The organism is Tolypothrix tenuis PCC 7101, from assembly GCF_963874875.1.
GTDB classification, from domain to species: domain Bacteria; phylum Cyanobacteriota; class Cyanobacteriia; order Cyanobacteriales; family Nostocaceae; genus Aulosira; species Aulosira tenue.
The window spans coordinates 4,264,439-4,289,695 of the sequence record NZ_CAWNJS010000001.1 but is presented as its reverse complement, the minus strand read 5'-3'; the positions used below and the strand labels follow the sequence as shown (position 1 = coordinate 4,289,695).

Annotated in this window: 23 protein-coding genes; 10 read left to right on the top strand and 13 right to left on the bottom strand. The window is 40.7% G+C overall.

What is annotated here, in order from left to right:
- Positions 1 to 169: 169 nt before the first annotated feature.
- The 5 genes from AACU25_RS17460 to AACU25_RS17440 all read right to left on the bottom strand — a co-directional run bounded on the left by AACU25_RS17460 (position 170) and on the right by AACU25_RS17440 (position 2,861).
- Entirely contained in the window at positions 170 to 1,267 is a 1,098-nt protein-coding gene (locus tag AACU25_RS17460; protein ID WP_096577709.1) for a cyclic nucleotide-binding domain-containing protein, read from the bottom strand.
- Positions 1,268 to 1,417: 150 nt separating this feature from the next.
- Positions 1,418 to 1,648: a hypothetical protein gene (locus AACU25_RS17455; RefSeq protein WP_096577707.1), complete on the bottom strand. Its 231-nt coding sequence runs from the start codon at positions 1,646 to 1,648 to the stop codon at positions 1,418 to 1,420.
- A 232-nt stretch (positions 1,649 to 1,880) separates the two neighbouring features.
- On the bottom strand, positions 1,881 to 2,177 hold the full coding sequence (locus AACU25_RS17450; protein ID WP_096577705.1) for a CTB family bacteriocin: 297 nt from the start codon (positions 2,175 to 2,177) through the stop codon (positions 1,881 to 1,883).
- 119 nt (positions 2,178 to 2,296) lie between these two features.
- Positions 2,297 to 2,530 carry a hypothetical protein gene (locus tag AACU25_RS17445; RefSeq protein WP_096577703.1) on the bottom strand — a complete coding sequence of 78 codons (234 nt, stop codon included), beginning with the start codon at positions 2,528 to 2,530 and terminating at the stop codon, positions 2,297 to 2,299.
- A 76-nt stretch (positions 2,531 to 2,606) separates the two neighbouring features.
- Entirely contained in the window at positions 2,607 to 2,861 is a 255-nt protein-coding gene (locus AACU25_RS17440) for a CTB family bacteriocin (RefSeq protein WP_096577701.1), read from the bottom strand.
- Positions 2,862 to 3,542: 681 nt separating this feature from the next.
- Between AACU25_RS17440 and AACU25_RS17435 the strand changes: the two genes are divergently transcribed.
- Positions 3,543 to 4,607, top strand: coding sequence for a Tll0287-like domain-containing protein (locus tag AACU25_RS17435; protein WP_096577699.1), 1,065 nt, complete (start codon positions 3,543 to 3,545; stop codon positions 4,605 to 4,607).
- 135 nt (positions 4,608 to 4,742) lie between these two features.
- On the top strand, positions 4,743 to 5,534 hold the full coding sequence (locus tag AACU25_RS17430; RefSeq protein ID WP_096577697.1) for a MinD/ParA family ATP-binding protein: 792 nt from the start codon (positions 4,743 to 4,745) through the stop codon (positions 5,532 to 5,534).
- 169 nt (positions 5,535 to 5,703) lie between these two features.
- On the opposite strand, the gene AACU25_RS17425 is transcribed toward AACU25_RS17430, so the two are convergent.
- Complete coding sequence (locus AACU25_RS17425; RefSeq protein WP_096577695.1) at positions 5,704 to 6,969, bottom strand: IS1096 element passenger TnpR family protein; 1,266 nt, start codon at positions 6,967 to 6,969, stop codon at positions 5,704 to 5,706.
- Positions 6,970 to 7,379: 410 nt separating this feature from the next.
- On the opposite strand from AACU25_RS17425, the gene AACU25_RS17420 reads away from it, so the two are divergent.
- The gene (locus AACU25_RS17420; RefSeq protein WP_096577693.1) at positions 7,380 to 7,916 is read left to right on the top strand and encodes a nucleotidyltransferase family protein; all 537 of its coding nucleotides are present in this window, start codon (positions 7,380 to 7,382) and stop codon (positions 7,914 to 7,916) included.
- 101 nt (positions 7,917 to 8,017) lie between these two features.
- Here the strand turns inward: AACU25_RS17420 and AACU25_RS17415 are convergent, their stop codons facing one another.
- On the bottom strand, positions 8,018 to 8,179 hold the full coding sequence (locus tag AACU25_RS17415; RefSeq protein ID WP_190445974.1) for a hypothetical protein: 162 nt from the start codon (positions 8,177 to 8,179) through the stop codon (positions 8,018 to 8,020).
- On the opposite strand from AACU25_RS17415, the gene AACU25_RS17410 reads away from it, so the two are divergent.
- Entirely contained in the window at positions 8,178 to 10,283 is a 2,106-nt protein-coding gene (locus AACU25_RS17410) for a M3 family metallopeptidase (protein ID WP_096577691.1), read from the top strand. The two genes, AACU25_RS17415 and AACU25_RS17410, sit on opposite strands and share 2 nt — an antisense overlap.
- Before the next feature lie 623 nt (positions 10,284 to 10,906).
- Entirely contained in the window at positions 10,907 to 11,281 is a 375-nt protein-coding gene (locus AACU25_RS17405) for a hypothetical protein (protein WP_096577687.1), read from the top strand.
- A 246-nt stretch (positions 11,282 to 11,527) separates the two neighbouring features.
- Here AACU25_RS17405 and hetI read toward each other — a convergent pair whose 3' ends face one another.
- Positions 11,528 to 12,262, bottom strand: coding sequence for a 4'-phosphopantetheinyl transferase HetI (gene hetI / locus AACU25_RS17400; RefSeq protein ID WP_096577685.1), 735 nt, complete (start codon positions 12,260 to 12,262; stop codon positions 11,528 to 11,530).
- A 586-nt stretch (positions 12,263 to 12,848) separates the two neighbouring features.
- Between hetI and AACU25_RS17395 the strand changes: the two genes are divergently transcribed.
- The 3 genes from AACU25_RS17395 to AACU25_RS17385 all read left to right on the top strand — a co-directional run bounded on the left by AACU25_RS17395 (position 12,849) and on the right by AACU25_RS17385 (position 17,310).
- A complete protein-coding gene (locus AACU25_RS17395; protein WP_096577683.1) occupies positions 12,849 to 13,097 on the top strand; it encodes a hypothetical protein in 249 nt (82 codons plus the stop codon).
- Between the two features lie 220 nt (positions 13,098 to 13,317).
- On the top strand, positions 13,318 to 13,542 hold the full coding sequence (locus tag AACU25_RS17390) for a hypothetical protein (RefSeq protein WP_096577681.1): 225 nt from the start codon (positions 13,318 to 13,320) through the stop codon (positions 13,540 to 13,542).
- 252 nt (positions 13,543 to 13,794) lie between these two features.
- On the top strand, positions 13,795 to 17,310 hold the full coding sequence (locus tag AACU25_RS17385; RefSeq protein ID WP_190445635.1) for a two-partner secretion domain-containing protein: 3,516 nt from the start codon (positions 13,795 to 13,797) through the stop codon (positions 17,308 to 17,310).
- 82 nt (positions 17,311 to 17,392) lie between these two features.
- Here AACU25_RS17385 and AACU25_RS17380 read toward each other — a convergent pair whose 3' ends face one another.
- The 5 genes from AACU25_RS17380 to AACU25_RS17360 all read right to left on the bottom strand — a co-directional run bounded on the left by AACU25_RS17380 (position 17,393) and on the right by AACU25_RS17360 (position 21,135).
- The gene (locus AACU25_RS17380) at positions 17,393 to 17,800 is read right to left on the bottom strand and encodes a salt stress protein, Slr1339 family (RefSeq protein ID WP_096577677.1); all 408 of its coding nucleotides are present in this window, start codon (positions 17,798 to 17,800) and stop codon (positions 17,393 to 17,395) included.
- Positions 17,801 to 18,026: 226 nt separating this feature from the next.
- Positions 18,027 to 18,632 carry a vWA domain-containing protein gene (locus tag AACU25_RS17375; protein WP_096577675.1) on the bottom strand — a complete coding sequence of 202 codons (606 nt, stop codon included), beginning with the start codon at positions 18,630 to 18,632 and terminating at the stop codon, positions 18,027 to 18,029.
- A gap of 138 nt (positions 18,633 to 18,770) precedes the next feature.
- Complete coding sequence (locus tag AACU25_RS17370) at positions 18,771 to 19,376, bottom strand: vWA domain-containing protein (protein ID WP_096577673.1); 606 nt, start codon at positions 19,374 to 19,376, stop codon at positions 18,771 to 18,773.
- 62 nt (positions 19,377 to 19,438) lie between these two features.
- Positions 19,439 to 20,044: a vWA domain-containing protein gene (locus AACU25_RS17365; RefSeq protein ID WP_096577671.1), complete on the bottom strand. Its 606-nt coding sequence runs from the start codon at positions 20,042 to 20,044 to the stop codon at positions 19,439 to 19,441.
- 353 nt (positions 20,045 to 20,397) lie between these two features.
- Positions 20,398 to 21,135 (bottom strand): 2-phosphosulfolactate phosphatase family protein, encoded by a 738-nt coding sequence (locus AACU25_RS17360; protein ID WP_096577669.1) that lies wholly within the window; start codon positions 21,133 to 21,135, stop codon positions 20,398 to 20,400.
- A gap of 385 nt (positions 21,136 to 21,520) precedes the next feature.
- On the opposite strand from AACU25_RS17360, the gene AACU25_RS17355 reads away from it, so the two are divergent.
- Positions 21,521 to 23,770, top strand: coding sequence for an HAD family hydrolase (locus AACU25_RS17355; protein ID WP_096577667.1), 2,250 nt, complete (start codon positions 21,521 to 21,523; stop codon positions 23,768 to 23,770).
- A 431-nt stretch (positions 23,771 to 24,201) separates the two neighbouring features.
- Positions 24,202 to 25,179: an L-histidine N(alpha)-methyltransferase gene (gene egtD / locus AACU25_RS17350; RefSeq protein ID WP_096577665.1), complete on the top strand. Its 978-nt coding sequence runs from the start codon at positions 24,202 to 24,204 to the stop codon at positions 25,177 to 25,179.
- Positions 25,180 to 25,257 lie beyond the last annotated feature (78 nt).

The window sequence follows — 25,257 nt, the reverse complement described above, 5'->3', positions numbered from 1 at the left end:
CTCCAAATATAAATAGGGCATGGGGCATGGGGCATTGGGCATGGGGGAAAGGGTAATGGGTAATGGGTAATAGGTAATTGGTAATTGGAATTTCTGTCTCATCCCCCACCCTGCGGGAAGCCGCAAAGCGTCTACATCTCCCCCTGCTCCCTGCCCCCTGCCCCTCTGCTCAATTAGCTTTCAACTGCTTCAACATCCAATCAAACCGCGTTCCTGCTAGGGTTACTTGCGCTAAGAAGCCGGAACTTAGTTCATCTTCATAAGTGAGATTACTGTCTAAAGATTTACCTGAACTATATGTAATTCTGCCGTAACCCAGGCGATTGATAATTCCTTGCTGTTTGTCTGCTAACAATATCGCTAACACTCGATAGAATCGGGCAGCAAAGCCCACATCATGTAACAATTTTGCCGCTAATCGCCAACGGGGAATGGAAAGGACGATCGCATCTTCAATGGCGCGAATTGTCATTGGTGGGGGACTGGCTTCCACAAAGGGAGTTTCGCCTACCATGTCACCACGCGATAATCTGGCAAATTCTGTTTCGATGGTTTCTGTGTTTTCTAAATTAGAAAAGGCGCGGGTGAGGGGATTGCTAGCATCTTCGGCGGTGGAAGCCACCATTTTGCCATCTAATAAAATATAAAAAGCATCAACAGGTCGTCCGGCTTGAAATAAAACTTCTCCTGCCATAATTCTCTTAGCTTCGCCAGCTGCAATCATCCAGCCGATATCGCTATCGCTTAATTCCGCAAATGTAAATAAAATTTCGCGGATTTGCGGTTGGAATAACACAATGGTACTTTGGCCAATTTGGCTGACAATTTGCTCTAAACGGTGAGCCAATAAAACTGCGATCGCGCGATAAAAATGAGCCGCAAAGGTAATATCTTCTTGGAGTTTTTTCACCAATTCCTGCTGCGGAACCATCAACACTAGAGATTTTTTCGCAGCTTTAATTGTCGTTGCAGACTGGTAGGATGTTAAGAAAGGCATTTCTCCTACCACTTCCCCATTTGTCAGTCTTGTAATCTCCCGTCCTGACAATTCACCACCTTCTAAGGCTGCAAATGCTCGACCAATCGGGTTATCGTCAGCTTGAGCAACAGAAACGGACAATGCACCATCGAGTAAAATATAAAGCGCATCAACCGGTGCCCCTTGGCGGATGAGAATCGTGCCGGCAGTAATTTCTTCTCTCCGACCCGTTGCTAATATCCAGTCAATATCACTATTTGTGAGTTCCTTCAGTAGAACTTCTGTCATAATTTCAATTCCTTCTGTTCTGCTAACGGGAGAGAAATGGGGAGTGCAGAAATAACTACCGATCAATCTCCCCATCACTTAACCGATGCTGAGTGGTGAGTAATGAGTAGGAATCCTCATTAATACTCAGAACTCAAAACTCAACACTGCTCATGAACTGGATGATTCGCTGTTGTAAGTATGAGAATATTCATACTTATCTTTCCAATTAGGAATTTTGATATTCTCTAACTGTTTTGCGATCGCACCATTCACTTCGTTATAAATATCGCCTTTAGGATACTGACCGGGATAAGGTTCACCTACAGCAATACCACCTGCAATTGTTGCTAGTTCGGCAACTGATAACTCTTGTGATTCCATTGGCTTTTCGTTTTCCATTATGATTTTTTCTCCTTTGTGATTAATTTGCAATTCAACATTGATTAATAGAAAAAAGAATGAAGTAGCTTTAGTTGAAACAATTAAGTTTTTTCTGAATCATGACCCATCTTCTATTGATTGAAGTAATTTCAGTCTTCAGCCTTCATCCTTCAGTTGACAACAGAACAATTTCAGAAAGCAGTTGAACAAAACTTGCTCAACTGCAATTCATTGATTTCAAAAACTCCGTTTATGCAGAACCATCGAGTGCAGATGCATCTCCAAACAACTCTCCAAGAACTTTGAGATCTTCAGTTGAGGCATCGGTGATGGTGACTTGTAGTAGGGCGGATTCTATGTTTTCTGCTTGAAACAGTGACTTTGCTGAACTTCTTCTGCCTAGTGATATTTCTTGAGCAGATCCAATTGTGGATTTGTGAAATCTCGCAGCTGTCAACCGCAAATTAAAACCGCCTGCTACTTCATCTAATTCCTCATCTGTTAGTTCGATGGCTGCATCATTCGGAATATTTTCGTCACCAGACATATAAGCTCCTTGATGTGACGTGTTAAAGTTGAATGAGGCGGAGGGAAATTACCGTGAGCCTGCCAGCAACTTGGTTAATCAACCCTCCTGCTGCAATCCTTCAAACTGAAAAATTTAATCTAAGAAATACCAGTTTCCTTAAACTCTCGAAGCTCCTGCTCAGAGAAAAAGCTCTGTTGAAAGCTAACGCTTTTAATACCACCTGTTGCAGGAAGTTCTACAAAACCAAGCTGAGTATCCTCAGCATTGAGAGTTCTGCCAAACACATCGGTAGTTGCGCCACCAGCAATATCATCGAGTTCTTGGTTGGATAGTTCCAGCGCTTCATGGGGCTGTAAGTTCTCCATTGTCATTGTCGTTCTCCTTATAGTGTTCATTGGGGTGTGAGTGTGAACTCTTCACTCATTTTGTTCATTACCAGCTCAATTACTAGGCTGAAAAGAAACCACCAGGAATTCCAGGAAGATCATCACCTGTGAATCTGATATCCTGCAATTTTTGTTCAGAGACAGCAGTTTTCTGAGTGGTGAAGGATGCAATACCGCCGTTAGCACCAATAATTATTGCGCTAGCCTGCTCATCACTGAAGTTGCGATTTTCAGCATTAGTTGCGATAGCTGCACCACCAGCAACTATATCTAGTTCTTCAGCAGATAATTCTACGGGCTTAATGTTGTCAGACATGATGTTTTCTCCTTAATTTTGAGATTATGTTGTATTAATGAGCGAGATTAATTGATAGATGCACCGTATAATTACTAGGCACTCAAGAACTTACCAGGAAGCCCAGGAAGGTTTTCGCCAGTGAATCTGATGTCCTGCAACTTTTTGTTTCAGTTTGTGTTGAATCCAGCGCCGAGAGCGATTTGTTTGTTGTTTGCTTTCGCTTTCCTTGCTTGATGTCCCTATAGTACGAATTCAACTCCCCTATCCACATCTGAAAAACGTCTAGGATTCTATCTAAGCGAAGTAAAGAGAAGCTGTCTGACTTTCGCTTATGGGGTTTAGCTAGGACTAAGACTTTAGTCATAGGCTAAGGGGACTAGTTCCCACAAAAGTAGTGAGTTTACCTTTAACCCTGGAAATTCCACGTTTCTAGCAGTATGAATAGACATAGATCATGAATTCGTAATTCGTAATTCGTAATTATGAATTGTGATTTGTTGCCTGTTATCCAGATCCCCGACTTCTTGAAGAAGTCGGGGATCTAAACACCGCTAAACCCGCTTAATTAATTTATGGGAATAAATACTATTAGCAAAGGTTAGTGGTTGAATAATTTAAAAAACAATAAAAACTCAAAATATCCAATTAATTAAATGTGCATGAATTGGTAGCCATTTTATAAACAAAGAGGAAACCGCAATGTTGAACAGATTTAAATTAGCAACTAAATTTACCTTTCTTCTATCGCTGGTTTTCCTCTGTGCGATCGCAGTTAGTGGTTTTGCTTTATCTCATGCACTAGAGCAAAAGGCGGAAACCGAAATCGGGTATCGTAGCCAAATTGTGGCAGAAACGATGAGCTCGGTAAGGAACTATACAAATACCAAGATTAGTCCGCTGCTGCTACCGATGGTTGATACTCAATCGACGTTTATTCCGGAAACCATTCCTAGCTTTGCAGTTAGGGAAGTATTTGAAAATCTTCGTAAAAATCCAGATTTTAAAGATTTCTTTTATAAAGATGCCAACATTAATCCAACAAATTTAAGGGATAAAGCTGATGATTTTGAAATGAAGATTATTGAACGATTTCGTGATGAACCAGAGCTAAAAAGTATCTCTGGTTTTCGTGACTCTTTTGAGGAGAAACTTTTCTATACTGCTCGTCCTTTTTCACTTACAAACTCGACTTGTTTACGTTGTCATAGCACTCCGAATGCTGCACCAAAAAGCCATCTTTTAAGTTACGGTTCCGAAAATGGCTTTGGCTGGGAACTCAATAAAATTATCGGCACACAAATTATATATCTTCCTGCTAAAAGAGTTTTTGATGATGCTAATAGAGCTTTTATATTATTTATTAGTTTATTTATTGGCATCTTCGCTATAGTAATTTTATTAATTAATTATTTACTGAAACGCAATGTGCTACAACCCCTCAAACCGATGGCGCAACTAGCTCAGAAAATGACTATGTCTCAAATTAGTTCCGAAGAAGCTGAAGAATTTGACCGTCAAAAGCTCACACCCATTGTTAAACGTAATGACGAGTTAGGACAAATGGGAAGAGTTTTTCAACGCATGATGCATGAAATTTATGCTCGTGAACAACAAATGACCCAACAATTGCAAAAACTACGAATTGAAATTGATGAAACAAGACGCGCGCGTCAAGTTGCAGAAATTGAGGGTTCAGAATCATTCCAACAATTGCAAGAAGAAGCAAGGATTATGAGAAGTAAACGCAATGCGGGGAATCAGTGAAGTAGGCAGGGGAGCAGGGAGAAAAGGGGAGAAATTACCAATTACCAATTACCAATTACCAATTACCCATTACCCATTACCAAACACCAAACACCCAACACCAAACACCCAACACCAAATAATTGAGGTTTTATCGTGTCTGAAATAATTTCTGTGCATTCATTCCGTGGCGGAACTGGTAAATCAAACGTCACAAGTAATCTGGCTACTTTAATTGCTCGTTCTGGAAAGCGAGTAGGAGTTGTTGATACGGATATTCAATCTCCTGGTATTCATGTTTTATTTGGCTTAGAAGAAGCACGGATTCGCTATACTCTGAATGATTATTTATGGGGACGTTGTGCGATTGAAGATGCAGTTTATGATGTGAGTTCTGTTCTCAAACAAAAACCATCTTTGTTTAGTCGTCAGGGAAATATTTATCTGTTGCCTTCTAGTATTAAAATGAGTGATATTTCTCGGATTTTACGCGAAGGTTATGACGCGCGCTTGCTGAATGATGGTTTACGTCATTTAGTCAAGCGTTTAAAACTAGATTATTTATTAATTGATACTCACCCTGGTATTAACGAAGAAACTTTGCTGTCGATTATTCTTTCTGATACCTTGGTGCTGATTCTACGTCCAGATAAACAAGATTACCAAGGGACAGCCGTAGCAGTTGATGTGGCTAAGAAATTAGAAGTACCAAAAATGCTTTTAGTGGTTAATAAAGCACTACCATCTTTAAATTTTAGTGATTTACGGCAAAAAATCCAAAATACCTACGCTACCCCTGTAGCTGGAATTTTACCTGTGAGTGAAGAGATGTTTAATTTAGGCAGTAGTGGTATTTTCAGCTTACAGTATCCCAATCATCCTTGGACAGAAACAATCAGTGCGATCGCAAAACAAGTTATGGGTACTAAAACAAAATCTATGGTGTAATTTATATCACTGTTAACTTGAATAAATATCATACATATTTTCCATCCCCGTAAGGGGTTAAAGCGTGTCACCATCTTTCTCGGTGCGTTAGCGATAGCGTAACGCACCCTACAATTTAAGGTTTATTTTTAAATCATCTCTTATGGTAAGTCTTTAACTGAATAAGATATTACTCATCTTCATTCCAATCATCATCTTCGCTCCAATATTGTCGGGGTGCGTCACCGTGAATTTCTAAAATTTTGGCTTTTTTAATTTTGTTATCTGTTGGTTGGATGTCTTCTAATTGCACATGAAATTTCCAATTATCACCAAAATCATAAAGATAAGTCATACTTGTCCCCAGTTCTAATGGTAAATCACCAATGCGGACTTGATCTGCAAATGGAGGTGATTCTGTATAGGGATGAGCTATTGTACAAGTACGACCAAAACGGTCTTTATAACTAAATTCATATAGATGATCGTAGTCGAAATCAAAAGCATCAAGAATTGTACTAGCTAACCAGCTTAATTCTCTTTTTGCTGGGATAGCAATTCGTCGCCAAGATTTAGCAACCGATACTTTAAAAATATAAATACCATCAGTAAATCCTTGTTTGGGAAGAATTAAATTATTTTGCCACTCAGGAAAGAATGGCTGAAACTGAGGCTGTAATTGTCCAAAACTTATATTTATCTCTTCCTCAAATTTGCCTATAATCCCTACTGGGAAAAGTAACCTAAACATCGCATCACCAAGGGGTAAACGCTCTACACTATTAATGCGCCATCCCTTACCTTCTTGAGCTTTTGCTTGTTGAATGCTTAGTAATCCAAATAGTTCTAATAAAGCAATATTATGTAGCCCAGGATAATAACCAAGAATTTGTTGGTCGTCATATTTAGCAAACTTTAAGCCTTGGTCAGGAATCCGCGCCCAAAATTGAATACACTTAAATAAATTATTCCATGTATCTTGACGCTCACCTAAAATTTCGTTGTTACCCCAAATTAACCAAGCTTCTAATAAGGTAAAATAACGTTCTGTAAAATTGAGCCGAGACCAAGATTCTAAAACAGCTTCATCTAATACTAAAAATTGTTTTCTACCTTGAGATTTAATTTGCACGATTCCTGAACTACGTAATAACAGATAAAGCCCATTAATGTAAGGATATGATTTTTGTACAGGGCGTTTCAGTTTAGTATCAATTGGGTGGCTTAACTGTAAATTCAGTTCCGATAATACTTTTAGTGGCAAAAGATGATTAACGCTACTGACTTCTACCCCTTTTGGTTGAATAAAATCAATTAAAGATTGGAAATCACGCAGAATTGTCCCTGGTTGATTTTCATCTATGCTGAGTTGTGTAAACAGTGCTTGCTGTGACTCTGTAATAGAAGGTAGTTCCTGATTTAGAGTCAGGTTGATGCTGGCAAATAAGTCTTCCATAATTCAAAAATTTAAATTGAATTAAAAATTAAATTTAGTTTTTGGACTGACGCACCATTATTCGATGTTTAGGGATTTCCAAGAAATAAATTATTCCATCTTGTGGGGCGGGCGTTGTACAAATACCTCGCGCCCTCATCCCCTAACCCCTTCTCCCCCTGGAGAAGGGGAACTAAATCTCTTGCTCCCCTCTCCAGGGGGAGAGGGGCTGGGGGTGAGGGCGAAACCTTGCAACCAAGCAGGTTTCACGTTAAGTTAACACCAATGACAAGATGTCCACCCCACAATAAATACTGGGATATTTTTTATTTGGAAGTCCCTTTATACTACGAATGAATAATTAAACAAACTTCGGCAAAGATGAATGGTAATATTTTCGCTTGCTAGCTAAAAATTATCTGAACTTTGATATGAACAGTAACACTCGCTTACAGATGATTCTGGCTGATTCACCTGTAGGGATAATTTTAAGAGCGATCGCACAACTTAACCTACCTGACTGGTGGTTAGCAGGCGGTGCGGTGCGAAATACTGTTTGGCGGGCAATTTTTGGTAATGATTGCGCTTTAGTCATCAAAGACTTTGATATTGCATTTTTCGATATCCAGGGAAACCGTTCCCAAGAACTCACAGCAAAAGCTATTCTCCAAGAACAGTTTCCAAACCAAGAGTTTGATGTCAAAAATCAAGCTAGCTTTGCCCGTTGGCGTGATGGCGAAAGAACCTACAATAGTACAGAAGACGGTATTTCCCAATGGTTACATACCGCAACGGCTGTAGGAGTGCGGTTAAATGCTCAAGGAGAATGGGAATTTTTTACACCCTACGGTTTGGATGATTTATTTAATGGCATTATCCGCCCCACACCCGTAAATGTTGATAATAATAATGCTCGTCAAAAAGCATCTAGCTTTTTACAAAAATGTCCTTATTTGCAACTAGCCTAGAGTAATTTTCTTTGTTTTTATTATTGATAAAACGTAGGGTGTGTTGTCGCGTAGCGCAACGCACCATTCCCCCTTCCCCCTTCCCCCTTCCCCATTACCCATTACCCAATCCCCAGTCCCCAATCCCCAATCCCCAGTCCCCAGTCCCCAATCCCCAATCCCCAACCCCCAACCCCCCGAAAACGCACTGCGATCGCTACATTAGAAGAATATAAACAAAAATCATAATTAACCAAGAGCGATCGCATCTCACACACAATCATGACTCAAAGTGCTACTCTTTCTCAGAATCCCCTACTCAAGGGTGCTGGCTTACCTCCCTTTGCAGAAATCAAAGCGGAACAAGTAATCCCAGCTTTCAAGGAACTGTTAACAGAACTGGATTCCGAACTGACTGCTTTAGAAAAGAATGTCCAGCCTACTTGGAGTGGTTTAGTAGAACCTTTAGACAAACTCTCAGACAAGCTGTCTTGGAGTTGGGGTATAGTTAACCATTTAATGGGTGTCAAAAATAGCCCAGAACTACGGGAAGCTCATGAAGCAGTGCAACCAGATGTGGTGCAATTTATCACCAAACTGGGTCAAAGCCAACCTCTTTACAATGCTTTTAAGGCTCTCCGTGCTAGTGATGCTTGGAACAGCTTAGAATCAGCCCAGCAAAGAATTGTGGAAGCTGCGATTCGGGATGCAGAACTTTCTGGTGTGGGCTTAGAAGGAGAAGCAAAGGAACGTTTCAACGCCATTCAAATGGAGTTAGCAGAACTTGCGAGTAAGTTCTCTAACCATGTACTCGATGCTACCAAAGCCTTTAGCTTAACCCTCACCGCTAAAGAAGAAATCGACGGCTTACCCCAAAGCTTACTCAGCCTAGCAGCCCAAGCCGCCCGTGCTGCTGGGGAAGAAAATGCGACACCAGAAAACGGCCCTTGGCGCATCACTTTAGATTTCCCCAGTTATGGCCCCTTTATGCAGCACAGCACCCGCAGAGATTTACGCGAACAGTTGTACAAAGCTTTTATTAGTCGTGCTGCATCCGGCGAGTTAGATAATAATCCCCTAATTGTCCGCATATTAGAATTACGCCAAGAACTAGCTGGGTTACTAGGCTTTAAGAATTTTGCGGAATTGAGCCTAGCTAGTAAAATGGCTCCCAATGTCGAAGCAGTGGAAGCGCTGTTAGAAGAACTGCGTCGCGTCAGTTATGATGCAGCCGTCAAAGATTTAGCAGAACTCAAAGCCTTTGCAGCCTCCAAAGGCGCAAAAGAAGCCGAAGATTTAAAACACTGGGATATTAGCTTCTGGGCGGAACGTCAGCGAGAAGAAAAATTCTCCTTTACTGCGGAAGAATTACGCCCTTACTTCCCCCTTCCCCAAGTTCTCGATGGCTTATTTGGCTTAGTTAATCGCTTATTTGGCGTTACAGTCACCCCCGCCGATGGTCAAGCCCCAGTATGGCATGAGGATGTGCGTTATTTCCAAATAGCTGATGAAACAGGCGCACCCATAGCCTACTTTTATTTAGATCCCTACAGCCGCCCCGCCGAAAAACGTGGTGGTGCATGGATGGATATCTGCATTAATCGTGGTAGAACTACAGAAAACGGTAGTAGTAGCGTTCGTTTACCTGTAGCATATTTAGTCTGTAACCAAACTCCTCCGATTGATGGCAAGCCCAGCTTAATGACTTTCAATGAAGTGGAAACCCTATTCCACGAGTTTGGACATGGTTTACAGCATATGCTCACCAAAGTAGATTATACTGGCGCGGCTGGTATAAATAACGTCGAGTGGGATGCAGTCGAACTACCCAGCCAATTCATGGAAAACTGGTGTTACGAACGCCCCACTTTGTTTGGTATGGCGAAGCATTATGAAACAGGTGAACCGCTACCAGAGCATTATTACCAAAAGCTGATTGCAGCCCGCAACTATATGAGTGGTAGTGCGATGTTACGGCAACTCCACTTTAGCAGTGTTGATTTAGAACTCCACTCTCGCTATCGTCCGGGTGGAGCGGAAACCCCTGCTGATGTCCGCCATCGCATAGCCAAAACTACCACCGTTATACCCCCATTACCAGAAGATGCTTTCTTATGTGCGTTTGGGCACATCTTTGGTGGTGGTTATGCGGCAGGTTACTACAGCTACAAATGGGCAGAAGTTCTCAGCGCTGATGCTTTTGCTGCCTTTGAAGAAGCTGGACTCGAAGACGAAGGTGCTATTAAAGCTACAGGTAGACGCTACCGTGATACAGTGCTGGCGTTGGGTGGTAGCAAGCACCCAATGGAGGTATTTAAAACCTTCCGGGGACGCGAACCAAGTACTGCGCCTTTATTGCGACACAATGGTTTAGCGGCGACAGCTTAAAGAGTTCAATCACAAGGGTGCGTTAGCCTGCGGCGTAACGCACCGCCAACCATAGGTGTCAACTTAACGTGAAACCCTCTTAGTTGCAAGGTTTCGCCCTCACCCCCAGCCCCGCTCCCACAGGGCTACGGTGTACACACAAGTTATCGAATCATTACCATTCCTCGAATTACCCCACCCTAACCCTCCCCTTGCAAAGGGGAGGGAACTTGATTTTCCGGTTTCCCCCCTTGGCAAGGGGGGATTAAGGGGGGTAAAACCCGGATCTCAAAATAACTCCGATTTGTGTGTACACCGTAGCTCCCACAGGGAGAAGGGAGCAAGAGATTTAGTTCCCCTTCTCCCGGGCAGGGCTGTTTCATTCCCTAAAAGCCTTGAAAAATCAAGGGTTCAGGAGATGAAAAATCAGCAAGGTATTCAATTGGCATTCAATCTTAGGCATCAATATGGTCAATAATTCATGACTTTTGCCCGAATATTTATCGCCAATCATATTGACAAAATACATACCTTATCGAATGAATCAGCCCTGCTTCTCCCGGGGGAGAAGGGGTTAGGGGATGAGGGCGCGAGGTATTTGTACAACGCCCGCCCTATATAGCTTTTAGCTTAAGTTGACACCAATGACCGCCAACCCCACCCAACAGAAACACAAGACTAAATCAATCTGGTTGGTCACAAATGAGATCTGGTTGGTTATGAAGGAGCCGATGTTCTCAACGAAGGAGCGCTCATTGATAGACAACCCGATCACGTTGGTTGTGAAGGAACCGATGTTCTCTATGGATGAGCGCTCATTGATAGACAACCCGATCACGTTGGTTATGAACGAACCGATGTTCTCTATGGATGAGCGCTCATTGATAGACAACCCGATCACGTTGGTCATGAACGAACCGATGTTCTCTATGGATGAGCGCTCGTTGGTAACCAAAGCTGTTTTTCAAAGTGCGATCGCTCCCCCAAATTGTGATAAGCTCCGCTTACCTTTGTATTGACCCTACGGGAACGACTTCACTACGAGACGCTGCGCGAACGTCGAACGAGTCTACGTGATCATGCACCATACACATACTTAGATTTTTTTAGAAATCAAATCGGATGGCTATAGAGTATGATAAGTCTTCGGGTTATATTACTTTGCTTAAATAAAGATACAGATATAAGCACAGATGTACGCTATTACAGATAATTGATGTGTAACACAGAATTTTAAATTCTTTGCTCCTTTGTCTCCCCAATTCCTAATCCTTAACTTCTCTATATTGCCAACATTTCAAATCCCAGCCAACACCAGCTACAACCACAGCAGCTGCATAATTGTCAGCAGCGGGTAGTTCTAGTAAACTCCAGCCTTGTACTGTCTGTAACTTAGCTGATTCTGTAGGCGTGAGAGAAATTTCAATTTGTTCTAATTTTGCTATGCCCTCGCCTGTGGCTTTTAAGTAAGCTTCTTTACAAGTCCAATAGCGAAAAAATACTGAAGATTGTTGCTCTGGAGATAGCGATCGCACTAGTTCATATTCTCCTGGTAAAAAGAACCGTTGAGCCAGAGATTCCAAATCTGACATGAGGCGAATATATTCTAGGTCTATCCCGATTTGGCGATTTTGACTAACTGCACACAAAGCTAAATTTTGGGAATGCGATAAATTAAACGTCAATCCACTGTAAGAAAATTTACTTGCCAATAATGGTTTACCACGAGGTTCATAATCAAACTGCACTTCTTGGGGAAAAATTCCCAAATAACCACTTAATATAGTCCGCAAGCTACCACGTCCAGCAATGAAACGTTGGCGATGTTCTGGAAAATAAAATCTTTCAGCACGAGCAGATTCATCGCTAGAGAGGATTGTTGCCAAGTATTGTAACTCTGCTGCTGATTGGTCAAGATTTATCCGCCAAATATGAACTTCATTTGGTAACAAAGTTACTTCTCTGAGTGATGGTAACCATAAATACTGAGGATTGTTCATCAAATAAGAACATTAATGAAATGATAAGTACAGCTATTTTACTTGAGTAGTTTGTCGGATTGCGACAATATAATTGCTGCTTTGTCAATTTAAATTGATTCATAACGCTACAGAGGTAGTTAAAGACAAGCTTTTCGTCTATTTACTGCAGGTATCGCATCCTAAATCGGCGCAGTACAAGCAGAAGCATTCAAAATATGCGATCGCCTATTTTGAGCACTCATCAGCATCAAACCCTAATAGCATCAAAGACTCAAATGGTAATAATTTTTTGAGCAATACTAGATATTTTGACTCAGATGTGATGTTTCACTATTTAATTTAGATAAAGTTGCTCTAAGCAGTTACGCAAAAATACTGTTAACCATCTTTAAATACTGCAATGCTTTATTCTTCACATCAGAAAAAATCTGACATAAAAATCTAAAACAAAGTATTTATACGGCATCAACAAATAATTTTTATAAAATTCACCTTAAATATTAAAATTACAAAAATAAGTTATTTAAGAGTGTTTCCTACATAAAAATACCGTTAATATATAAACATATTTATCAATATACAAAACCTATTTATGAAGACCTTAATGCCAGATAATTCTATAAAAGCAAAGGAAAATAGCAAAATTATGCAACTAGTAGAATTGACTGAACTTAGCGACGAAGAATTGGAATTAGTAGTAGGCGGTACAGAGACTTTAATCATAAAAGTTAGCATTGCCATTCTTTCCGAATCAAATACAGGCGAAACATCACTAGCTTGGAGTAGCACAGGGTCTGGTGGTAGTGGGGGTTCTGGTGGTAGTAGTGGTTCTGGCGGTAGTGATGGTTGGTAATATTTATCCTAGTTCAAGTCGGCGGAAATAAACCACCCATTCCAAATCAATGAAACGCCTATGCTGTATTCATTTTGAATTTTGAATTTTGAATTTTGAATTCACGGCGGTACTAGTTATCCCATGCTATTACAAGGGTAAAATTGTCAACTAATCTTGGTTAAAAATAAAATATGAATTGAAAAATCCAAGAAATTTAAACTAAAAGTTAAAGAGTAATATGAAAGCAAAAATTCAAAAAAATAATTATCAAAAAAATCCACAAGATAGCAAAACGATCCAGCTATCTAAATTAAGCGAACTCAGCGATCAAGAAGCCGAACTAGTTGTAGGTGGTTGGGTGTCGACTGGAGGTAGTAGATCTGGTACTGGTGGTGGATCTGGTAGTAGAGGTTGGAATGACTCCGGTATAACTGGTCAAAGAAATTTCGGCGAATTTGTGTAACGATACTGGACTGATTCAGAATCTTGGGTGTCTCCTAATGCGGTTCAGATAAACAACAACCCATAACCCCGGTTTCTTGAAGAAACCGGGGTTCTTCTAACACACATTTCCCTTAATTGAAGGGGAGATCAAGCCGCGAGCAAATCAGTGCCATCTTTTGAGCAATCAGTTATCTAATTTTTGAAATTAGAGAAGACTTTTAGTTACTCAGTAGCTAAGATGATGTCGTCTAACAAGAGAAATGCAACAACTATGCTAACGACGAAAAAACAGAGCAAATTTGTCAACCTCAAAATTTTGCTGGGCTTACCTTTTGTTGTATGGTCGTTAGCAAATATCAGGTTGAATGCTGCAGCACAAGTAGTTCCAGATAGTACTCTACCTATTAATACAATTGTCACTACAAATGGTGCCACTTTTAACATCGATGGTGGCACTAGAGTAGGTAATAATTTATTTCATAGCTTTGAACAGTTTTCCCTACTTACAGGACAAACATCATCTTTCAATAACTCTACTGATATTCAAAATATTATCAGCCGCGTCACCGGCAGCTATATCTCCGATATTGATGGTTTAATTCGCACCCAAGGCACAGCTAACTTATTTCTCATCAACCCTAATGGTATTGTTTTTGGCGCTAATGCTTCTTTAAATATTGGTGGTTCTTTTCTTGCCTCAACAGCCAACAGCATCAAATTTACTGATGGTAGTGAGTTTAGTGCTACCAGTCCTCAAGCACACCCCCTACTTACAGTTAGTCTGCCGCTGGGGTTGCAATATGGGCCGACTAAGACAGGCATGATTACTGTTAATGGCCCAGGAAATAATACAAGTTTGAATCCAGATAACTTTGCTGTAATTACAGACAATAGACCTGTGGGACTTCAGGTACAATCACAAAAAACCCTGGCTTTGGTAGGTGGGAATGTTGCGATCGCAGGGGGTAATCTGACTGCAAAAGAAGGACGAATTGAGCTAGGAAGTGTTGGCACAAACAGTTTTGTCAAACTCAATCCTATTACCTCTGGTTGGGAATTGAGCTATGAGGATGTTAATAGTTTTCAAGATATTAGCCTTTCGCAAGCAGCTTCCCTAGAAGTTAGCGGCAATAGTGGCGGTACTATCAAGTTACAGGGGCGTAATATACAGGTAAAAGATGCCTCTGCGATGTTGGCAAATACTTTGGGTAATGGTTCTGGCGGAACGCTGAACATCAAAGGAGATTCTGTAGCAGTCAGTGGCAGTTCACTATCATCAATTTCTTTTATCACTTATTTATCTACTGATGTGGCTCCAGGAGCCACCGGTAATGGCGGCAATTTATTTATTGATGCCAAAAGTTTACTGGTTGCTGGTGGTGCTCAGATTTCTAGTGGCACCTTTGGTTCTGGTAATGCCGGAACTTTAACAGTTAAAGCCCAAGAAGTAAAATTGACTGGTGGTTCGCGTGTTGCGGGTTCTAGCGGCTTGTTTACACCAGTTGCACCCGAAGCCACAGGTAATGGCGGTAACTTAGTAATTGAAACAGATAACTTATTAATTGATAGTGGCGCACAGGCATTTGCTAATACCTTTGGCTTCGGAAATGCTGGGAATATTCAACTAAACGCGACAAATATACAGTTAATTGGTGCTTCACGGAGTAGGGTTCCTAGTGGCATATTTGCTAATGCAGAATCTGGTACCCAAGGAACTGGCGGTAACATAACTATTAATACGCAAAACTTATATGTTGCTGATGGCGCTAGGATGGCAGTCAGCACCTTCAATTCAAAAAATGGGGGAATTTTAACAGTTAAGGCAAAAGATATAAAGTTAGTAGGAGGCGCAGCTAGTGTAGGTTCCAGTGGCTTATTTGCCAATGTGGAATCAGGAGCCAGGGGTAATGGCGGTCAATTGTTGGTTGATACCGACAGCTTGCAAATGGCTGGTGGCGCACAGATAGCAGCATTAACCTTTGGCTCTGGCAATGCAGGAACTGTGCAAGTGAAAGCAAATCAGATGCAACTAAGTGGTAGTTCTCCAGGAGGGTTACCCACTGGTTTATTAGCAAATGTAGAATCAGGCGCTACGGGTAAGGGAGGCAATTTATTCATTGATACTCAGAGTTTACAGTTGATCAATGGCGCTCAAATTGGCACAGGTACGTTTAGTTCTGGAAATGCTGGAGATTTAACTATTCAGGCAAATGATGTAGAACTCATAGGTAGTTCTAGTAAAGCTCCTAGCCTGATATTCACTACTGTCACTTCCAATGCTACAGGTAACGGGGGAAACTTAACCTTAGATACTGGAACCTTGCGCCTGATAGATGGAGGTCAAATTGCTAGTAGTACTGCTGGCTCTGGAAATGCAGGTAACTTGACAGTTAAAGCTACTGATATAGAAGCTGTAGGGTTTAGCAAACAAGGACGCAGTGGTTTATTTGCTAGTGCTATTCAAGGCAATGGTGATGGCGGTAACTTAGCGATCGCAACTGATAATTTAACTCTTAAGGATGGGGGCATTATTAGTGCTAGTAATTTCCACAGCATTAACTCTAGTATTTCCCCAGGGCAAGGAAAAGCTGGAAATATTCAAATTGCAGCTGGTGCCATTGTACTAGATAACACATCTTCGGAAAATCCTGCTAGCATCACCGCATCTACATTATCTGGCGGTGGCGGTAACATATTTTTAAATGTGCAACAATCATTAACTGCTCGCAATGGTAGTCAAATATCTGCTGACACTAAAGGCAGTGGTGATGGTGGCAGTATTAATATTAATGCTGACTCTCTAGAATTTACAACTGGAGCTTACTTAACTACCAGTACTGCAGGCAAAGGCAATGCAGGTTTAATTAATATTGATGCCCCTTCTATTGTTTTTGATGGCTATAGTAATGGATCATTTACGGGTGCTTTTAGCGAAGCTAAAGCAGAATCACAAGGCAATGGCGGTAATATTCAAGTTACAAGTGATATTTTGAAGTTAACTAATCAAGCTCGCATATCTACTAATAGTGCAGGCTTGGGTCAAGCCGGAAATATTACGATCAACGCCCAACAAATACAAACTAATCAAGGCAACATTGTTGCAACTTCTACTAAAACTGGTGGTGGTAATTTAAACTTAACGAGTAATTTATTGTTGCTCAATAACAATAGTTTAATTAGTACTAGTGTGTTAGATAGTAATGGTGGCGGTGGCAATATTTATATTAATTCTGATTTTGTTTTAGCTCACAATCACAGTGATATTAGAGCTAATGCTGTATTTGGGCCAGGAGGTAATATTCAAATACAAACTCAAGGTATTTTCTTTTCTGTAGATAGCAAAATTGATGCTAGTTCACAATTTGGGGTGAATGGTATTGTCACCATTACTAACTTAGAAACCAGTAAAAATATTGCCAACATAGAATTGTCAGAAGATATTATAGATCCTACTCAACAAATTGCTGCTAGTTGTCGAGGCGATCGCGCTAATAATTTTGTCGTCACAGGAAGGGGTGGATTACCAGAAAATCCTACTGACGCTATCATTGGTAAGACGATTTGGACAGATTTACGTGAGTTGTCTCCAAAAGTAGGAGTAGAGCAAAAAGTAGGAGGCAAAAAACAAGAAGTGTTGCCGCAAATATCTCAAAATACGCCATCCGTAATTATTGAGGCTCAAGGATGGACAATGAATAGTAATGGACAATTAGAGCTAATAGCGAATTCTCCGAATACTATTCCTCCCGTATCTAGCAATTCTGCACCTACTTGCAGTGCTATATAAGAATCCGCTTTGATTTCTGAAATTATTTGCGTAGGGATGGAACAGGAAGAAGAAATATAATAGGATGCGTTAATAACGCATCCTACAAATTGTTTTGCAAATATTCAATTGCTGCTGCTAATTTTGAAGGATATCCTTCAGCAAATCTTTCAAACCACAGCCCTTCAGGTGAAAATTGATCTAATTTAGCTAGCCATTCTTCTGCCTGTTTTTTCAAAGCTGCTAGTTGTTTTGCTTTCAGTTTTTCTTGGCGAATACGTTCTTGCTCTAATTCTTGCTGTCGTTGCAATTCTTCAGCAGCATCGACTTGGGCAAAATCAGCTTTCACTTCGTCCAAAAGGTTATCAATTAGTGAGGCTGCTTTTGGTGATGTTGGAATTGCAGGTTGGGCTATACCTAGCTGAGGCTGTGGCTGTGGCTGAGGTTGAGAGGGTTGTGGTTCCTGATATTCATTTTTGAGTTCAGCTAACAGCTTATCAATGGCATCCATTGTCTGATTCCTGTAAACAAGATTAATACCACTTTATGCCTATACTAGTACAGCGCGGCGTAAATAAACAGACCATTCAAAATCAACAAAACCCTTATTCTGTCTTAATTTTGAATTTTGAATTTTGAATTTTGAATTCCGCCTTGCGGTACTAGTCTCTAGCCCATAGTTCCTTGTCCTGTTTCATCCCTGATTGGTATACAGCAGGAATGATAGCTACTTGGCTTTAGTCATTAATGGCATTTAGTAGCACTTCCGAAAGACTCATGTCTTCCATATCTTCCATTGTAACGGTGTCGCAGATATCAAACTTGGCACCAGCTCCTTGAAGTTCATCATCTAAGACTTTGAGGAAGCGAGTAGCGTTAGCATCTGTACCCACTTGAATGAAAGAAATAGCTAACTCTTCATCGCGATCCATCTTCCGGGAAGCTTCGATGATCACTTTCATGACAGCTTTGCGATCGTCTGGTTCACCATCAGTAACTACTAAAATTGTCTCACCATTGAGCTTAGTTTGATTAGCAGCCTTACGTTTAAAGTAATCATCAGTTGCGTGTTTTAGCACTCCTGCTAAATCAGTAGTGCCCGATGGATCGTTTTCTCGAAAAATTTGTGATACCTTCGCAGATGTCACATTTTCATAGCGTTTGAATTTGCCGGAAAAGACATAAATAGTAATCCCATCTGGGTCAAATTGTTCGCATTTACTAGCTAGGGCTAAAGTTGATTCTTGTGCAGCTAACCATCTGGTTCTACCACCTTTTTGATCGGGGGTAGCCATACTACCGCTTTTATCAATAATTAAAGTGTAATCACGATTGTCTAGCATTTCTAATGTCTCCAAGTATCTAATCAAAATTGAATTAAATAGGGCAGCTAAAGATAATTCGCGAAATTTATGATTTCTCTCTGATGATTAATTGCTATTAGGCTTTTGCTATACATCCGAGAGAAAAATAGTGATTACTCAATCATTTATTGCCTGCATTAATACGTCTGTCAGGCTTATATCTTCTAATTGCTCTAAGGTAATGGTGTCACAAATATCAAATTTAGCGCCAACACTTTGTAATTCATCATCTAAAGCATGGAGAAACTTAGTTGCTTTAGTATCAGCACCAACTTGAATCAGAGAAATTCTTAATTCTTGAGGATTGTCTAATCGCTTAGTGGCATTGATAATTACCTCAAATACTGCTTGGCGATCGCCTGGTGTCCCATCTGTAACAACTAGAATTACTTCGCCTGCTGGCTTGGTTTTGCCCTCAGCCTTACGTTTAAAATAGTTATTAATTGCGTCTTGCAATACACCTGCTAAATTGGTCGTATCTCCAGGGATATTTTCTGTAAAAATTTGCTTAACTTTGGCTGCAGTAACATAGTCGTAGCGCTTAAAGGCTTTGGCAAATAGATAAATAGTAATACCATCTAAGTCGAACTCTTCACATCTAGCAGCTAAGGCAAATGTCGATTCTTGTAATGCTGCCCATCTACTTGTACCATTTTTTTGATCTGTGGTAGCCATGCTAGCACTTTGATCAATAATTAAGGTGTAATCCCGATTTTCTAGCATGGCTAATATCTCCAATCATTGCTCATAATTTATTTAGATAACCCTGGCAGAATTAAATATGATTAATCTGTAATCGCATTCATCAATACATCTGCAAGACTCATATCTTCTAAGTCGTCTAAAGTTACAGTGTCGCAGATATCAAATTTAGCACCAACACTTTGTAACTGGTCATCTAAAGCTTTGAGAAACTTAGTAGCTTGGGGATCTGAACCAACCTGAATCATCGAAATGGCTAATTCTTCATCTCGCTCCATCTGACGGGTAGCATTGATAATCACTTCAAATACGGCTTTGCGATCGTCTGGTTCACCATCCGTAATGACTAAAATTGTCTCGCCATTGGGTTTGGTTTTACCTGCAGCTTTGCGCTTAAAGTAGTTATTGAGTGCGTCTTGGAGTACACCAGCTAAATTTGTTGTCCCAGCCGGATCGTTTTCTTGGAATATCTGCGCGACTTTTGCTGATGTCACATCATCATAGCGTTTAAATCTGCCAGAAAACACGTAAACAGTGATGCCATCAGGGTCAAATTGCTCGCACTTTCTCGCCAAGGCTAAAGTTGATTCTTGGGCTATCTCCCATCTATTTCTACCACCCGCTTGGTCAGGAGTGGACATACTGCCGCTTTTATCAATAATCAATGTGTAATCACGGTCACTCATCATAGTATTCCTTTGATTGTTACCTGTGGTTACTAGTCTAACTGTTGACAAATAGCACGACAGCTGTGGAAGATGCTTTGTAATATTGATTTAAGTAGTTAAAATAATGTATTATTTTATGCTAATGCTACTTAATTAGCACGTAAAAGCTCAATAGTCCGAGCTTTGGTATTGTAGAGCAAAAGTAAAATCAAATTGCAATAGTATAGAGACGTTGAGAACAACGTCCCTAAAATCGCGTCGTTTGACGCGAGGGCAATTCCATTAAGTTTGGGAACTGAACTGATAGCCTTGAAAACACATGCAAGGCATTGCTGCCAAAATTTAAAATCTAAAATCTAAAATTGGTATAATTATTAACCAAGAGATTTTAATACTCCCAGTTCCTGCTGTATAGGCAACACATCTAAAATATCGGTTTGGGAACAGTATTTTAGATCTTCATAACAATCAAGGCGCAGCAAACGTTTGCCGTGACTGGCGTGTTGTAGAAGTCCTAATAAGTTATCTTGCCATTGAGAGTAGAGAGCGATCGCACTGATCGCTTCATCATTACCAGCAATGTCATCTGGTGATAGTTGAGTATGTTGCACAATACTATGGGCGATCGCACCTGCACATACTGTATCTTCTAAAGAAAAACTACCTTCCCAACCAGATCCCACAATCCAGACTGTCTCAGGTTGCTTTTCTAGGAGAAATTTCACTACCGCAGCACGGTTGATCAAGGCTGCTGCTATGACAGTTGGCGCATCTTGTATCCGCTTTAACGCACGTGTACCATTAGTGGTACTGATAAATAAGCGCCTCCCTTGTACAAGTTCTGGTGTGCAATCTAGAGGAGAATTACCCAATTCAAAGCCAGCGACTTTTGCACCGCCACGTTCTCCGGCTCGCAGCCGTTGGAGTGGGGGCCATTTTTCACTGACTTCCATGAGTTGATCTAAATCGCTGAACACTTGTACAGCTTCGCCTCCAGCCGCCAAAACTGTAGCCATTGTGCTAGTAGCTCGCAGAACATCGACTGCGATCGCACATTCTGGGGCTTGATCTGTTGGAGTCAATTCCGGGGTGTGATAAACAAATAGCTTCACGTTTTAGATAAGCCTGATCTAATGCTGCCGAGATAACATTCTAACTACTTGGTGTCATCTAATTGATGATGAATTGGCTAAGAAATCTCCACAGTGAATCATTGAGTATACTCTATGAATACCATTATGGGTTTCTCTATACACTTATACTCAGAGCCTGTTTGGGCTGTTTTTGCTGTGGATTTTCACTGTTGAAACTGAGTCAAGGAGCCAGCAATTTCCAGTTGGAGGAACGCCAAGTTGCTGTATCCCCTGATATCCTCACAGTAAATCTGTTCTATAATCTGCAAATACCTGGATAATTTTATTTACCTGTAGCGATTAACAGTTATCTGTAATAGATGCTGTTCTTAGGCTGGAATGCAGTCATGACGAGGAATGCACTATGTCACATAGCTCAGGGTTGTATATTCTACTAGTCAGCGTTCATGGGTTAATTCGGGGTCACAATTTAGAATTAGGACGAGATGCTGATACAGGCGGGCAAATAAAATATGTGGTGGAACTTGCTCAAGCCTTAGCGAAACACCCTCAAGTTGAACGTGTAGACCTAGTTACTCGTTTAGTTAACGACCCAAAAGTCAGTCCTGACTACGCCAAACCTGTAGAAGTTCTTTCTGACAAAGCTCAAATTATTCGTCTGAACTGCGGCCCGCGTCGCTATCTCCGCAAAGAAGTTCTTTGGCCTCATTTGGATAACTTCGCAGATGAATTACTCAAACATCTGCGTCAAATTGGTAAATTACCTCATGTAATTCACACCCATTATGCCGATGCAGGATATGTTGGTTGTCGGGTGGCGGGGTGGTTAGGTATCCCCCTAGTGCATACTGGTCACTCCCTGGGACGTGTGAAACAACAACGATTGTTAGAACAGGGAACTAAGCCGGAAGTCATTGAAAATTATTTTCATATGGCTACCAGAATTGAAGCGGAAGAAACTACTCTTGCTAGTGCAGCATTAATTATTGCTAGTACTAATCAAGAAGTTACACAGCAGTATGGCATTTACGACCACTATCAGCCGCAACGGATGGTTGTCATTGCGCCAGGAGTAGCACTCGAACGCTTCTACCCAGTTCCGGAAAATTGGCAGGAACCGCCTATTTATCAAGATTTGCAGCGATTTCTCCAAGACCCGCAAAAGCCGATGATTATGGCGCTTTCCCGTCCAGCGATTCGGAAAAATGTTGGTACTTTGGTGAAAGCCTATGGGGAAGATCCACAGTTGCGTCAGCTCGCGAATTTAGTTTTGGTTTTAGGTAACCGAGATGACATCACTACGATGGAATCAGGGCCGCGTCAGGTACTCACAGAAATTTTCCAGTTGATAGACCGTTACGACCTTTACGGTTATATCGCCTATCCCAAACACCACGGTGCTGATGAAGTACCAGAACTCTATCGATTGTTGGCAAAAACCCGGGGAGTCTTTATTAATCCAGCATTAACTGAGCCATTTGGTTTAACTTTAATTGAAGCTACAGCTTGCGGTGTACCCATTATTGCCACATCTGATGGTGGGCCAAGGGATATTCTCGCAGCTTGTGATAATGGTCTGCTCATCGATCCCCTCGATATTAAACAGATTCAAGATGCTTTGCGAACAGCATTAACTGATACCGAAAAATGGCAGGGTTGGTCTAGTAATGGCTTAAGTCGGGTACGTGACAATTTCTCTTGGGATACCCACGTAGAGCGCTATCTGGAAAATGTGCGTCAATTACCGCAAAGAAGAGTCCAATCTTTACTCAGTCCTTTTCGGCAAGGGCCAGCTAGTAACATCACTGATTGGAACATTCCGGAAACAAACCGCTTACCCACTGCCGATCGCTTTTTGGTGTGTGAAATTGATAATACTCTCTTAGGTGACCCAGAAGCACTACAACAGTTAATTGAGCGATTAAATAATGAGGGTCACACCACTGGAGTAGGTATTGCGACTGGACGCAACCTCGACAGCGCCTTAGAGATGCTAGAGGAATATCGCTTTCCTATGCCAGATTTGCTCATTGTCTCCACAGGTAGCGAGATTTACTATGGCCCCCAGGTAATTCCGGATATGAACTGGCAAAGACATATTAGCTATCGTTGGCAACCAGACGCAGTGCGCCAAGCAATGGCAGAACTACCAGGAGTGATGCTACAACCCTCAGAAGGTCAAGGTAAGTTCAAGATTAGCTACTTTATTGATGAAGAAAAATCTGTGAGCTACCGAGAAATTATGCGTCATTTGCGACGGCATAAGCTCCATGTCAAAGGTATTTATAGCCACAATATGTATCTCGATTTGGTTCCCATCCGCGCTTCTAAAGGCGATGCCATCCGTTATTGTGCTTTGAAGTGGGGATTGCCAATCAAACGCTTCTTAGTCGCAGGTGCGTCAGGAAATGATGAATCGATGCTTGCAGGTAATACTCTAGCTGTCGTTGTGGGGAACTACAGTCAAGAACTGGAAAAGTTGCGTAGCTATCCACAAGTTTATTTTGCTCAGGGAGATTATACTTGGGGCATTTTGGAAGCTTTGAATCACTACGACTTTTTTGGGACTTTATCTCAGACAGAATCGGAAATGAACGCACAAATCGACTTGGTAGTGCAAAGAAGGGAAGAGCTAGTTACAGAAGGGGCCTGACTTTCTTAGAACAGCGTAAGAAAAAACAATTCTTCCCTCTGCTAATACCAATTCACGAAATTATTTGAATCTCATTCTCAGTGGTACTTTGACATCAATAAAAATGCAGAAAAATTGTTTTTCACGGAAGTGTGGTTATTTTTGACTTGACCTTATCTGTTAAATGTGAATATACTATTACGGGTATTTACTCTAGCTTGTATAAGAATCTTCTTTCATTTTTGAAAGCCAGAGTACATTTGTAAGTTTTTCTTTTCTGTTGGCTGCTACTTGTTGGTTGTTCCCTAGCTTCATAAGTAATTTTGCAATTCCTGCACGGATTGCTATAAAAACTCAAATTTTTGAGATGACTTCACTTTAGGTCTACTTTTTCTGTAGAAAAGTAGCCAAAACTGTAATTTTGTCCAACATTCAGTACTTCAGAAAAACAAATGTCGGTTACATCTTTAATAAGTCTTAAGATTCACCATGATCTGATTAATCAAGATGGTGCAGATGTCATTCAAGGATTAAATCAAGTTCCCAAAAAATTACCGCCAAAGTATTTTTACGATCATCGCGGTTCAGAATTATTTGAACAAATTTGTGAACTACCAGAATATTATCCAACCCGCACAGAAGCCTTAATTTTAAAGAAATGTGCCGATGAAATTGCTCAAATTACAGGTGTTTGTGAACTAGTAGAATTAGGTAGTGGTAGTTCTACAAAAACACTGTTTTTGTTAGATGCTTATCAAAAAATTGCTAAGTATTGTCAATATATACCTATCGATGTGAGTGGAGGAATCCTCAAATCTACTGTCCTCAATCTCAAGCAAAAATATCCGACATTTTCTATCAATGGATTAATAGCAACCTACGAACAAGCATTAGTCAAGCTAGAATCTACATTCGCCTATAGGCGGATGATTTTTTTCTTAGGTAGTTCTCTGGGTAACTTTGAGCCACAAGATTGTCATGCATTTTTAAAACAAATTTCAAGGACATTACAAATAGGCGATTACTTTCTTTTAGGGATTGATTTGCAAAAACCCAAAGAAATTTTAGAGCCAGCTTATAACGACAGTCAGGGAGTAACAGCAGCTTTTAATTTAAATATGCTCTCGCATTTAAATTGGCGTTTTCAGGGTAATTTTGATATCGACTTATTCACCCATCAAGCTATCTATAATCAAGCTGATTCTCAAATTGAAATGTATCTCCATTGTCAACAAAAGCATTGGGTGAATCTAGAAATTTTAGATTTAAAAGTCGCCTTTGAAGCAGGTGAAAGTATTCTCACCGAAATCTCGCGGAAGTTTGATTTAGCAAATATGCAAAAACAACTGGATATGCAAGGGTTAAAAACAGTAAAAACTTGGACAGATCCACAGCAATGGTTTGGCTTAATTCTTTGCCAAAGAGTTTAATTTACCTGCAATCAATATAAGGTTTAGTTATTTTTTTGATGAGGAATAAATAAAAGTTTTAGCGAGCGCCTAAATATT